Origin of the sequence: Klebsiella sp. GB_Kp056 (assembly GCF_040064755.1) — a bacterium.
Taxonomy (GTDB): Bacteria; Pseudomonadota; Gammaproteobacteria; order Enterobacterales; family Enterobacteriaceae; genus Klebsiella; species Klebsiella quasipneumoniae.
The window spans coordinates 1-12210 of record NZ_JBEAJA010000024.1; the positions used below are offsets into that span (position 1 = coordinate 1).

13 protein-coding genes are annotated in these 12210 nt (G+C 63.7%); 1 reads left to right on the plus strand and 12 read right to left on the minus strand.

What is annotated here, in order from left to right; translation table 11 throughout:
* Positions 1 to 827: 827 nt before the first annotated feature.
* The 12 genes from ccmI to ABLV52_RS01265 form a co-directional block, all read right to left on the minus strand.
* On the minus strand, positions 828 to 1670 hold the full coding sequence (ccmI, locus tag ABLV52_RS01210; protein WP_348889908.1) for a c-type cytochrome biogenesis protein CcmI: 843 nt from the start codon (positions 1668 to 1670) through the stop codon (positions 828 to 830).
* Complete coding sequence (locus ABLV52_RS01215; protein ID WP_348889920.1) at positions 1667 to 2113, minus strand: cytochrome c-type biogenesis protein; 447 nt, start codon at positions 2111 to 2113, stop codon at positions 1667 to 1669. The genes ccmI and ABLV52_RS01215 overlap by 4 nt, the downstream gene beginning before the upstream one ends.
* A gap of 11 nt (positions 2114 to 2124) precedes the next feature.
* Positions 2125 to 2679, minus strand: a complete 555-nt coding sequence (locus ABLV52_RS01220) for a DsbE family thiol:disulfide interchange protein (RefSeq protein WP_348889909.1) — start codon at positions 2677 to 2679, stop codon at positions 2125 to 2127.
* Complete coding sequence (locus tag ABLV52_RS01225) at positions 2676 to 4628, minus strand: heme lyase CcmF/NrfE family subunit (RefSeq protein ID WP_348889910.1); 1953 nt, start codon at positions 4626 to 4628, stop codon at positions 2676 to 2678. The genes ABLV52_RS01220 and ABLV52_RS01225 overlap by 4 nt, the downstream gene beginning before the upstream one ends.
* A complete protein-coding gene (gene ccmE, locus ABLV52_RS01230; RefSeq protein ID WP_032453185.1) occupies positions 4625 to 5083 on the minus strand; it encodes a cytochrome c maturation protein CcmE in 459 nt (152 codons plus the stop codon). Before ccmE ends, ABLV52_RS01225 begins: the two co-directional genes overlap by 4 nt.
* Positions 5067 to 5297 carry a heme exporter protein CcmD gene (gene ccmD, locus ABLV52_RS01235; protein WP_048297689.1) on the minus strand — a complete coding sequence of 77 codons (231 nt, stop codon included), beginning with the start codon at positions 5295 to 5297 and terminating at the stop codon, positions 5067 to 5069. Before ccmD ends, ccmE begins: the two co-directional genes overlap by 17 nt.
* Positions 5294 to 6031 carry a heme ABC transporter permease gene (locus tag ABLV52_RS01240; RefSeq protein WP_023290025.1) on the minus strand — a complete coding sequence of 246 codons (738 nt, stop codon included), beginning with the start codon at positions 6029 to 6031 and terminating at the stop codon, positions 5294 to 5296. The genes ccmD and ABLV52_RS01240 overlap by 4 nt, the downstream gene beginning before the upstream one ends.
* A gap of 49 nt (positions 6032 to 6080) precedes the next feature.
* Positions 6081 to 6740: a heme exporter protein CcmB gene (gene ccmB / locus ABLV52_RS01245; RefSeq protein WP_023290026.1), complete on the minus strand. Its 660-nt coding sequence runs from the start codon at positions 6738 to 6740 to the stop codon at positions 6081 to 6083.
* Complete coding sequence (ccmA, locus tag ABLV52_RS01250) at positions 6737 to 7360, minus strand: cytochrome c biogenesis heme-transporting ATPase CcmA (RefSeq protein WP_023290027.1); 624 nt, start codon at positions 7358 to 7360, stop codon at positions 6737 to 6739. The genes ccmB and ccmA overlap by 4 nt, the downstream gene beginning before the upstream one ends.
* Before the next feature lie 83 nt (positions 7361 to 7443).
* Positions 7444 to 8784: a cytochrome c gene (locus ABLV52_RS01255; RefSeq protein ID WP_348889911.1), complete on the minus strand. Its 1341-nt coding sequence runs from the start codon at positions 8782 to 8784 to the stop codon at positions 7444 to 7446.
* Positions 8785 to 8794: 10 nt separating this feature from the next.
* The gene (locus ABLV52_RS01260; protein ID WP_348889912.1) at positions 8795 to 10579 is read right to left on the minus strand and encodes a GMC family oxidoreductase; all 1785 of its coding nucleotides are present in this window, start codon (positions 10577 to 10579) and stop codon (positions 8795 to 8797) included.
* Positions 10580 to 10581: 2 nt separating this feature from the next.
* Entirely contained in the window at positions 10582 to 11337 is a 756-nt protein-coding gene (locus ABLV52_RS01265; RefSeq protein WP_348889913.1) for a gluconate 2-dehydrogenase subunit 3 family protein, read from the minus strand.
* A 501-nt stretch (positions 11338 to 11838) separates the two neighbouring features.
* On the opposite strand from ABLV52_RS01265, the gene ABLV52_RS01270 reads away from it, so the two are divergent.
* Positions 11839 to 12210 (plus strand): VOC family protein, encoded by a 372-nt coding sequence (locus ABLV52_RS01270; RefSeq protein ID WP_087775527.1) that lies wholly within the window; start codon positions 11839 to 11841, stop codon positions 12208 to 12210.

Here is a 12210-nt window from a genome sequence, read left to right on the forward strand (position 1 = left end):
GCGCCGCCGGGCAAGGACAGCGGGCACGGAGCCGATTTTGTGCCGGGTGGCGGCTGCGCCTTACCCGGCCTACAAAGGCCTCCCGTCAGCTCATATCCCCAGGCCCACGCTAACGCAGCGCCGCCGGGAAGGTATCAGGCTCCGCGCTCAACATTTTGCCGGGTGGCGCTTCGCTTACCCGGCCTACAAAAGCTGCCCGCGATTTGGCGCTCTATTCGCGCCCTTCGTAGGCCCGCGCAAGCGTAGCGCCGCCGGGCAAGGACAGCGGGCACGGAGCCGATTTTGTGCCGGGTGGCGGCTACGCCTGACCCGGCCTGGGGTCCGTGCGGCCTGCCGTTAATTTATTCAACATTGTTGCTGAAACTGCCGGTGCTGGCGGCCTCAAAATCGCTGAGACGTTCCCGGAAGGCCGGGGCAGCCCGCATGGATGCGGGCTGAGGGCCGTGTTTTGCACGGACGCTGCCTCGGCCCGACCCGAAGCCTGCAGGGATAAGTCGAAGGGACCGCGTAGCGGCGATTTTGCTGGCCGGAGCCCGGGGGTACAGGGGGCGGCGGCGACTGGCCGCCCCCTGTGCGCTCCCTGCGCCATGATTGACATAACGCAGAAGACTAACCGGGAGCGCAAACTACGCTGAAGTCACGCGTGATAAACGCTTTCCCCGGGCTGAGAACCTGTAAAACCGATAACAGTCTCCCCCGCCGCCGGGCAAGATATCGCACCGTGGCCGCCATGTTGCCGGGTGGCGGCTGCGCCTGACCCGGCCTACAAAACCAGGGCTGTCCGTACCGTCCTCGCGGCAGACCCCACGTTCAGCGCCGCCGGGCAGTTACTGCGCCTGCTGCTGCGCCTGCGCCAGCTGGCGGACAATAGCCTCGCGCCGCGCATCCTCTTCCGGCAGCCGGGCCAGCAACGCCTGCAGGGCCGCCACGGCTTCGGGGTAATCTTCATTGCGCACCGCGCTCAGGGCCAGCATCTCCAGCACCGGCAGGCTGGTCGGCTGTCGCTCATGCAGGTCGCGCAGCAGCAGTTCGCCCATCCGAAGCTGGCCGCTATCCCCCGCCCGCACCAGCGCGCTGGCGTAATCGAAAGCCGCCGCCGGGTCGTCCGCCGCCAGCGCATGCGCCCGGCCAAAAGCGCCGATCGCCGTCTCGCCATCGTTCAACAACAGCCCCAGCCGCCCAAGCAGCTGCCAGCCGGCGAGGTCGTGCGGAGTATTCTGCAGATGGCTGCGCAGGCCAAGCCGCAGCTCCGCCAGTTCATCCATACGCAGAGGCGGCGCGGTCGGGTCCTTAACCTGCTGTAACAGCGCAGGATAATGCCGCTCAGCCTGCTGCCAGAGCAGCACCTGGCCAATATCGCTGGTTTTCAGATACAGGCCCAGACTCAGAACCACCAGCAGCAGCGCGCCCGGAAACAGCGCCCAGCGGCTTAGCGGCCGTTCGCCAGGCTGTGCCTGGGGCGGGATATCCGTCAGCAGCGTGCGCTGGAGCTCGACGACCAGCGCCGGGTTGTCCTCGCCGCGCTCCTGCGCCAGCTCCTGCAGGCGCGACTGATACAGGGCGCGGTTGAGGGTATCGCGGTCCACCGCCCCTTTGCCCGACCACGGGAAGTACAGCAGCCCCAGCGCGCCAGCCAGCAGCAGCCCGGCGATAACCACCAACAGGCTCATTGTTCTTTTCCTTCTTTCAATAATGCCGCCAGCCGCTGGCGCTCTTCGACGCTGAGCGCCGCGTCAGGAATATCGCGACGACGCGCGCGGGCGATAATCACCCCCGCGCCCGCCAGCACGAACAGCCCCGGCCCCAGCCACAGCAGCACCGTGCCCGCGGTCAGCGGCGGCTCGTAGCTGACAAAATTGCCGTAGCGGGCCACCATATAGTCAACGATCTGCCCTTTCGTTTTCCCCTGCTGCATCAGCTCGTACACCTTCTGCCGCATATCGGCGGCAATCATCGCGTTCGAGTCGGCGATGCTGTTGTTCTGGCATTTCGGGCAGCGCAGCCGGGAGGTGATCTCGCGGAACGCCTGCTCCTGGGCCTCGTCTTTAAACTGCCAGGTATCGATGGCGGCCCACGCCTGGCCGGTCAGCATCAGCGCCAGCAGGATGCCTATGACACCTCTCATCAGCCCGCCCCCCGGTTGTATTGATTCCACAGCGGCTGGAGCTCCTCGCGCCACACCCGGTCGTTCAGGTCGCCGGCGTGCCGCCAGCGGATGATGCCCTGACCGTCGATGAGAAACGTCTCCGGCGCGCCATAAACCCCCAGATCCAGGCCGAGCATGCCGTTGCCGTCGTACAGGCTCAGCCTGTACGGATTACCCAGGCGCTGCAGCCAGCTGATCGCCTTCTGCCGATCGTCTTTGTAGTTCATCCCCACCACCCGCACGCCCTTCTGCGCCAGGCCGTTGAGAAACTGATGCTCGGCGCGACAGGTTGGGCACCAGGTGGCCCAGACGTTAAGCAGCAGCGGCTTGCCGTCAATCAGCGTCCGTCGGTCCAGCGTCTGACCGGGGGTATCCAGCGCTTCAAGGCGAAATTCCGGCAGCGGTTTGCCGATCAGCGCCGACTCGAGGGTCGTCGGGTCGTCGCCATCGGCGTTACGCATCAGCTGACAGAACAGCGCGGCGGCCAGCGCCAGAAACAGCACCAGTGGGATAAACAGCAGCTTCCGGTTCATGAGGCCTCCTGCAGTTTCTTACGCATCCGGTAGCGCGGGTCGAGCATGCAGCACAGACCGCCGAGGGCCATCAGCACCCCGCCGTACCAGATCCAGCGAACGAACGGTTTGTAGTACAGACGCACCGCCCAGCTGCCGTCGCTCAGTTCTTCCCCCAGCGCGGCGTACAGATCGCGGGTCAGCCCGCCGCTGATCGCCGCCTCGGTCATCATCATCCGGCTGGCGGTGTAAAAGCGCTTCTCGGCATACAGCGTCGCTTCCGGGCGGCCGTTGCGGGTCACGGCAATAATGCCTTCCCCGCCGGTCCAGTTGGGGCCGACGATATTGCGCACGCCGTTAAACACAAAGTGATAGCGGTGGATATCGATGCTGTCGCCGGGGCGCATCCGTACATCGCGCTCCACGCTGTAGTTCTGGCTAAAGGTGATGCCGATAACGGTCACCGCCACGCCGACGTGACCGAGCACCATCCCCCACTGGCTGCGGGTCAGCGTCCGCAGGCCGCGCCAGAAGCCGTGGCGATGGGTGGCCCGTTCATGAACCTCCATCAGGGCGAAGATCAGCACCCAGAGGGCCATCATCAGGCCAATGACCGCCATCGCGGTGATACGATCCTGCAGCAGCCACGGTAGCGCCAGAGAAAGTGACAACGTCACCACCAGGGCGACCACCAGGCGCTTAATCTGCCTGGCGATGTCATCGCGCCGCCAGCGGATCAGCGGCCCCAGCCCCAGCAGCAGCGCAAACGGCGCCATCAGAGCGGTGAACATGGTGTTAAAGAACGGCTCGCCGATAGAGATACTGCCGAGGCCCAGCTCTTTATGCACCAGCGGCAGCAGCGTTCCGAGGAGCACCACCAGCATCGCGGCCATCAGCAAGATATTGTTGCCAAGCAGGAACGACTCGCGCGACCACAGCGTATGTTCCACCCGCGCCCGCACCCTGCCGCCCTTCAGAGCGTACAGCAGCAGCGACCCGCCGATGGCGACAATCAGCAGCGCCAGAATGAACAGCCCGCGCGACGGATCCGAGGCGAAGGCATGCACCGAGACCAGCACCCCGGAGCGCACCAGGAAGGTGCCCAGCAGGCACAGGGAGAAGGCGGCGATGGCCAGCAGCACCGTCCAGGCGCGGAAGCTGCCGCGCTTCTCGGTCACCGCCAGGGAGTGCAGCAGCGCGGTCCCTACCAGCCACGGCATAAACGAGGCGTTTTCCACCGGGTCCCAGAACCACCAGCCGCCCCAGCCCAATTCGTAATAGGCCCACGCCGAGCCCAGCACGATGCCGAGAGTGAGGAACATCCACGCCGCCTGGGTCCAGGGACGCGACCAGCGCGCCCACGCGGTGTCCAGCCGCCCCGCAAGCAGCGAGGCGATGGCGAAGGCGAAAGCCACCGAGAAGCCGACGTACCCCATATAGAGGATCGGCGGATGAAAAATCATGCCGATATCCTGCAGCAGCGGATTAAGGTCGCGGCCGTCAATGGGGTACTGCGGCAGGCCGCGGCTGAACGGGTTGCAGGTAAAGAGGATGAACAGCAGGAACCCAAAGGCGATCATCCCCATCACCGCCAGCACCCGGGCGACGGCGTCGAGCGGCATCCGGCGGCTGAAGAGGGCGACGGCGAAGGTCCAGACGCTGAGCAGCAGGACCCACAGCAGCAGCGAGCCCTCGTGCGCCCCCCAGGTCGCCGCCACCCGATACCACACCGGCAGCGCGCTGTTGGAGTTTTCCGCCACGTAGCGGACGGTAAAGTCATTGACCACAAAGGCGTGCACCAGCAGCAGGAAGGCGCCGCCGATGCAGGCGAACAGCCCGCAGGCCAGCGGCCGCGCCAGGGCCATCAGCCGCCGGTCCTGCCGCGACGCGCCCCACAGGGGATAGACGCTCAGAAGCAGCGCCAGCCCCGCCGCCAGACACAATAAAAAGTTGCCCAGCTCCGGCATCATGGCTGCGCCTCCGCTTTCGCCGGCGTCATGGCGTTTTTCACCTCCGGCGGGGTGTAATTTTCATCATGCTTGGCCAGCACCTGCTGAGCGGTGATATGCCGCTCGCCGTCCAGAACGCCCTGGGCCACCACGCCCTGTCCTTCACGGAACAGGTCCGGCAAAATGCCCTTATAGCTGACGTCCACGACCCCGCGGGCGTCATACAGCTTAAAGCGCACGTCGAGGGTTTGCGGGTCGCGCTGCAGGGAGCCGGGCTGAACGTAGCCTCCCACCCGCAGGCGCTGCCCGGTATGGGGCAGCGCCCGGGTTTCCGTTTTACCGTAGATAATTTCTCCCGGGGTGTAGAACAGATCGATATTGCTGCTCAGGGCGTACAGCGTCAGGCTGACGGTCAGCCCAAGGCCGGCGAGCACCGCCAGCACGATATACAGCCGGGTTTTACGACGCGCTTGCATCCGCGGCCTCCTTGTCATGTTCGCGAGCGGCCGCGATCCGCCGCTCGCGCGCCTGCTGGCGTCGCACCTCATGGAATAGCGCCCGCCGCGCCCACAGGGTATGAACCGTCAGCAGGCCAAAGGCGGCGATGGCCACGGCCACCGCCAGCCAGACGTACAGGGCATAGCCGCCCATATTCAGGAAGGCGGCGAACGAAGAAAAAGCGGGGCTCATCGGGCGGCTCCTTTGTTAGCCAGCGCCACCACCCACGGTCGACGACGTTCCAGCTGGAGGATCAGGTTACGCAGGCGCATCAGGGTCAGGGTGACCGACAGCGCGAGGAAAGCAAAAATGCAGATCCGCAGCGGCAGACGCATGCTCGGGTCGATGGTTTGCTGCAGGTTGGTCGAGCCCTGGTGCAGGGTGTTCCACCAGTAAACCGAGTAATGAATGATGGGCAGATTGACTACCCCGACCAGGACGAGGATCCCCGCCGCGCGCCCGGCCAGGCGGCGGTCGTCAAAGGCGTGCCACAGGGCGATGACCCCGGCATACAGAAACAGCAGCACCAGTTCCGAGGTCAGACGGGCGTCCCAGATCCACCAGGTCCCCCACATCGGCTTGCCCCACGCCGCGCCGCTGACCAGCGCCACCAGGGTGCAGACCGCCCCCACCGGCGCCAGGGCGGCGATCGCCAGGTCGGCCATTTTGATCTGCCAGACCACCCCGACGAAGGCCGCGACGGCCATCGCCAGGTACAGCCCCATCGACCACATCGCCGCCGGGACGTGAAGATACATGATCCGGTAGCTTTCCCCCTGCTGATAGTCCGCCGGGGCGAAGCCAAAGCCCCACCCCAGGCCGATGACCAGCAACAGCGCGCTCAACGCCGCCAGCCAGGGGATCCAGCACCCGCACAGGCGGTACAGCCGCTCGGGGATCGCCAGTTGATGTAACGCTTTCCACATAGACGCTTACTCACACGGTTATGATGGCCGCGCCCGCAGGCGCAGCGAATTATTGCACGGTCAGCCGCAGCGCGGCGGCGGTGGCGAACGGGCACAGGGTGGCGCTGGCGGTTAAGAACGCCGCCAGCATCGCCAGATAGCCGCCGACCGGAAGCCCGGCCGCCGCCGCCTGGCAGGCCGCGGTGGCGAAAATCAGCAGCGGCACCGCCAGCGGCAGCACCAGCAGGCTCAGCAGGACGCCGCCGCGCTTCAGGCCGACGGTCAGGCCAACCCCCACCGCGCCAAGAAAACTGAGCGTCGGCGTGCCAAGCAGCAAGGTCAGCGCCAGCACGCCGGCGTCGTGCAGATTCATCCCCAGCAGCAGCGCCGCCAGCGGCGAGACGATCAGCAGCGGCAGGCCGCTCATCATCCAGTGAGCGACCACCTTCACCAGCACCACCGCCACCAGCGGCGTCGGCAGAAGCATCAGCTGCTCCAGGGAACCGTCCTGCCAGTCGTCGCGAAACAACCGATCCATCACCAGCAGCGCCGCCAGCAGCGCGGCGACCCACACCACGCCCGGCGCAATCTGCGCCAGCAGCTGCGGCGCGGCGCCGACGCCGAACGGAAACAGGGTGATGACGATCAGAAAGAACCATAGCGGATTGAGGATCTCTGCCCCGCTGCGCCACGCCAGGCGCAGTTCCCGGGCCAACAGCGCTCTCATCATTGCCGCCTCCCGCCGTCGTCGCCGAGGCGCAGGGTGCGCAACGGGCAGCCCAGCGGCCGCAGCGGCTGATGGGTGGTGAGGATCGCGCTTCCCCCCTGCCGGGCGTGCTGCTCCAGGCGACGGGTCAGGGTTTCTATCGCCGTGGCGTCGAGGGCGGTGAACGGCTCATCGAGGATCCACAGCGGCGCGTCGGTTAACCACAGGCGGGTCAGCGCCACCCGGCGCTGCTGCCCGGCGGAGAGCTGGCTTAAGGGGAGATCTTCATAGCCCGCCAGGCCGACGGCGGCGAGGGCGCTTTCCCGCTGCTGAAGGCGGCTGGCCGGAAAGAAGAAACGCAGGTTTTCATCGGCGGTCAGCGCCGCGTTGACGCCGGGCTTATGGCCCAGCCACAGCAGCTGGCGGTGAAATGACTCCCGCACCTGGGCCAGCGGCTGGCCCTGCCAGCTCACCACCCCGCTTTCCGGGCGCGCCAGGCCGCAAAGGATCCGTAGCAGCGAGGTTTTCCCCGCGCCGTTATCACCGGCGACCTGCAGCAGCTCGCCGGCAGCAAGGGATAGCGTCAGCTCCGCAAACAGCGGTCGATCGTCAACGATGCAGGTCAGTCGCTCTGCATGCAGCATGAAGGCAAACTCCTTGATTCAGACAGTATTTTACGTCCTGGCTAAGTCAGGGTTGCGCCGCGCGGGCGACGCAACCCTGACGGTTACTGTCCGGCCCCCGGCAGCTTCGAGGTATCGGCGTTGCCTAACGCCTTCTCATCGTGCGCCGCGGTCTCCTTACGCACCTTCGCCACATCGCTGGCGCTGACCGCCGGCGCGTTGTTGCCCCAGCTGGTGCGGATGAAGTTGACCACATCCGCCACCTGCTGGTCGTCCAGACGCCAGCCGAACGACGGCATGGTCAGGTTGGAGACCGCATCTTTCACCGCCGGCGTGGTGCTCCCGGTCAGAACGATGTGGATAAGCGAAGTGGCATCTTCGGTCTGCACCACCGGGTTGCCCTTCAGCGACGGGAAGGCGCGCTGGTAGCCCGCGCCGTCGGTGCGGTGGCAGGCGGCGCAGTTATCGACATACAGCGCGGCGCCGGTTTTGCTGTCGTTACCCTTCCACAGATCTTTCGCCACGCTGTCTTCCACCGGGGCTGGGGTCTGTTTGCCGCCGCGCGGCGGGAGCGACTTCAGATAGCGGGCGATGGCGGTGATGTCGTCATCAGAGAGATACTGCAGACTGTGCTCCACCACATCGCTCATGCCGCCGAAGACCACCGATTTATCGTTACGTCCGGTTTTCAGGAACTCAGCCAGCTCGGCTTCGCTCCAGGTCCCCAGACCGTCGCGATTTTCGCCGCGCAGGCTGGAGGCGACCCAGCCGTCAATCGGCGCATTGCTGCCCGCCAGGTAATCATCGCCTTCGCTTTCGCTGAGCGCTTTTTCCTGCATCGTCAGGCTACGCGGGGTATGACAGGCGCCGCAGTGGCCCAGGCCTTCCACCAGATAGCGACCGCGCTCCAGCACCGGGTCAACCTGCGGGTTGGCGACAAAGTCGCTCGGCGTCGGGGCGAAGATGCCGCGCCAGAACGCCAGCGGCCAGCGCATCGACAGCGGCCACGGGATGTCGGTGTCCTTGTTGGCGACATTCACCGGCTCCACGCCATGCATAAAATAGGCGTACATGGCGCGCATGTCCGCTTCACTGATCCGCGCGAATGAGGGATACGGCATTGCCGGATAGAGCGTGGAACCATCTTTCCGCACACCCTTGCGCACCGCGTCGTCGAACTCTTCGAAGGTGTACCCGCCGATGCCGTGTTCTTTATCCGGCGTAATATTGGTGGAGTAGATGGTGCCGATCGGCGTCTCCATCGGCAGACCGCCGGCGAAAGGTTTGCCCGCTTTGCCGTTGGTATGGCAGGCGACACAGTCCCCCGCCCGCGCCAGATACTCCCCTTGCTTAATCAGATTGCTGTCCGCAGGCGCCTCTTCGGCGAAGGCCGCGCAGCTCAATGCCCCAAGCACCAGGGCCGATAACCATTGCATTTTCATCATCTGCCTTCCTTTATGCCTGCACCAGGGGACCCGGATTTTTCAGATACTGCTCGCGGATCGCCTTCGCTGACCAGTACGCCAGCGCGGCCACCGTGCCGGTTGGGTTATAGCCCAGCCCCTGCGGGAAAGCGGAGGCGCCGATGACGAAGACGTTATGCACGTCCCAGCTTTGCAGATAACGGTTAACGGCGCTGGTTTTCGGATCCTCCCCCATCACCGCCCCGCCGTTCATATGGGTGGTCTGGTAGGTGGTGGTATCAAAGTGGCTGTTGGCGTTTTTCGGGCTGCCGAGGATATATTTCGGCTTCATCGCTTTGGCGATCGGCGCCATCTTATCGAACATAAACTGCGCCATCTTGATGTCGTTTTCCTGCCAGTCAAAGGTCATGCGCAGCAGCGGCTGGCCAAAGACGTTTTTGTAGTTCGGATCAAGATCGAGGTAGTTCTGCCGATAGGACTGGTGCGCGCCGTGAGCATCCATCGACAGGTGATGGGTGTAGGTATCGGCCACCGCCGCTTTCCATTTTCTGCCCCACGCCGGGGTGCCCGGCGGTACCGGGAAACCGGAGATGGGCTTGGTCCCGGCCTGGTTGACCCAGAACGGCGAACCGCCGACAAAGCCCGCCGCGCCGTGGTCGAAGTTGTCGGCGTTGAAGTCGTCGACGCCGACGCCGTTGCCGCCCGCGCCGATAAACGGGTTGGTGTAGGTGTCTTTGTCGAAAATGGCCTTAATGGTGGTCATGTTCTGGTAGGCGAAGTTACGCCCCACCACCCCTTCGCCGGTCTCCGGATTGTAGGGTTTGCCGATCCCGGAGAGCAGCATCAGGTGCACGTTATGGAACTGGAAGGCGCCGATGATCACCAGGTCCGCCGGCTGCTCCATTTCGCGTCCCTGGCCGTCGACGTAGGTCACGCCGGTGGCACGGGATTTGTCGTCGGTCAGGTTGACCTTCAGCACGTTGGCGTTGGTCCGCAGCTCAAAGCGTTTTTCCTGGCGCAGCGCCGGCAGAATGTTCACGTTCGGCGAGGCTTTGGAGTACATGTAGCAGGCGTAGCCGCTGCAGAAACCGCAGAAGTTGCACGGGCCCATCTGCGCGCCGTACGGGTTGGTATAGGAGTCGGAAGTGTTGGCCGATGGCAGGTTGTAGGGATGGTAGCCCACCTCGAGCGCCGCTTTTTCAAACAGCTGCGCTGACCAGGTGTTTTTCTGCGCCGGCAGCGGGAAGTCATCTGAACGGTCCGGGGCGAAGGCGTTGCCGCCGCGGCCTTTACCGACGACCTTGCCTTTGATCGACCAGGCGGTCCCGGAGGTGCCGAACACTTTCTCCGCTTTATCGAAGAACGGTTCCAGCTCGTCGTAAGTGACGCCGAAATCCTGGATGATCATATCCTGGGGGATGAAGTTTTTGCCGTAGCGTTCTTCATAGTGGCTGCGCATCCGCAGTTCGATGGGATCGACGCGGAAATGGACGCCGGACCAGTGCAGCCCGGCGCCGCCCACGCCGGTACCCGGCAGGAAGGCCGCCAGCTGGCGATACGGCACCGCCTGCTGGCTGGTGTTATGCCGGATGGTGACAGTGCTTTTCGACAGATCCTGGAACAGCTTGCGGCGGATGTTGTAGGTCAGCTCATCAATCACCTGCGGATAGGCGCCGTCCGGCCAGGTGTCGCGCATCGGGCCGCGCTCCAGCGCCACGACGTTGAGCCCGGCTTCGGTCAGCTCTTTGGCCATGATCGCCCCAACCCAGCCGAAGCCGACGATCGCGACATCGGTTTTTTTCAATACGGTGGCCATGATTACGCCCTCTCCCCATTAATTGATACCGGCGGGAAGGGGTAGCGTTCGCCCCGTTCAACCCAATCCATAAAGTCGGCGCGCGCGCCGGGAAAATTAATCAGCGTCCAGCCGACCATGCCTTTGTTACCGCCATGGATCGGGTCGCTGAAGAAGCCTTCGCGGGTGTTCTGCAGCAGATAGGTGAAGAACAGCGAAGCCGGCAGCTGTTTGAACTCGGCTTTGCCCGATTCCCACAGGCCGAGCGCCTCGTCCTGCTGCTCGCTGCTCAGTTCAGCAAAAGTCTTGTGATACTTGTCCTGACACCAGGCCTCGGCATCAGCGATCCCGAGGTTATAGATCTGTTTGGGCACCAGCGGCAGCTGATAGCCCATCTCTTTCGGCACGTCGGGGTTGAAGGGCCCCTGCATATACCAGATGGAGCCGGTGGCGTAAGGGGTATTGAGCTGGCGGTCGATAAACTCCGGCACGCCGGCCTCTTTAGCGCCGGGGCCAAGTTCATCCGCCGGGATTAAGCGAGCGACGGCGGCGTTGATAAACGCCCACTCACGATCGTTGAAGAACTGCGGCTTCCAGTCGCTGGCCGCCGCCGTGTTCCCGGCGGCTGGCTCTGAAGCGGGGGCCGCCTGCGCGGTCGCGCTGGTGGCCACGCCAATGGCCCCTGCTCCCGCGCCGCCGATCACCACCGTCGGGATCAGCGCCATCGATTTCACCAGGAAATCACGCCTGGAATTGTTAGTTTTCTCGCTCGACATCATCACATTCCTGTCATTGAAAATTACTGTTTTTGTCGCTGACAAAACCAGTGAATGTCGTGCTGGAACCGATACCATTGCGCTTTTAAACCGCTTAGCGTCTGGCCCGGACCGGCAAGTCGGATAAAACATCGCCAGAGGCGATATCATTTATAGGGTTATCGTTTGGATAGTAGACGATTCTCAACGAAACGCGGGAAATCGGAGAGAAATTCACCGGAATGTCATCGTGAGAAGGGTGCTGCCATAACCTTGAGGCGGTAAACCGGCGGCGTTCACACCGCGCTGAGCTTACCCATGCGCCAAAAAAGAGTGACTTGTATCACAAATGTTATTTTTTGTTTATGGTACATGGCAGATTAAACGTCTGTAAATACTCGTATTAGGAATAATTAAACATTTTGAGCTGTTAAAAAAGTTACTACCCGTTGTTAACTATTTTGCATCTATTTCCCGGCTAACGCGTTCGGCTGGCGATACCCCGTCCACAGGAGAAGAGAAGAGATGTTCGATCATGTGAAATTCGGCGTCAGCGACTATGCCGCAAGCAAAGCGTTCTTTTTACAAGCCCTTGCCCCGCTGGGCGTAACGCTGGTCGGCGAAGGCGAGCCGACCTACGGCGCAGAGCTGGCCGGCAGCGGGGATGTCTCTTTGTGTCTCTATCAAAGTGCGGACAAACCGGCGCCGCTGCATATCGCCTTTCGCGCCGACAGCCGCGAGCAGGTAGACGCCTTCTGGCAGGCGGCGCTGGCCGCCGGAGGAAAGGACAACGGCGCGCCGGGGTTACGGCCCAACTACCACGCCGGGTACTACGCCGCCTTTGTGATTGCGCCAGACGGGCACAATATTGAAGCCGTGTGCCATCTGGCGTCGTAA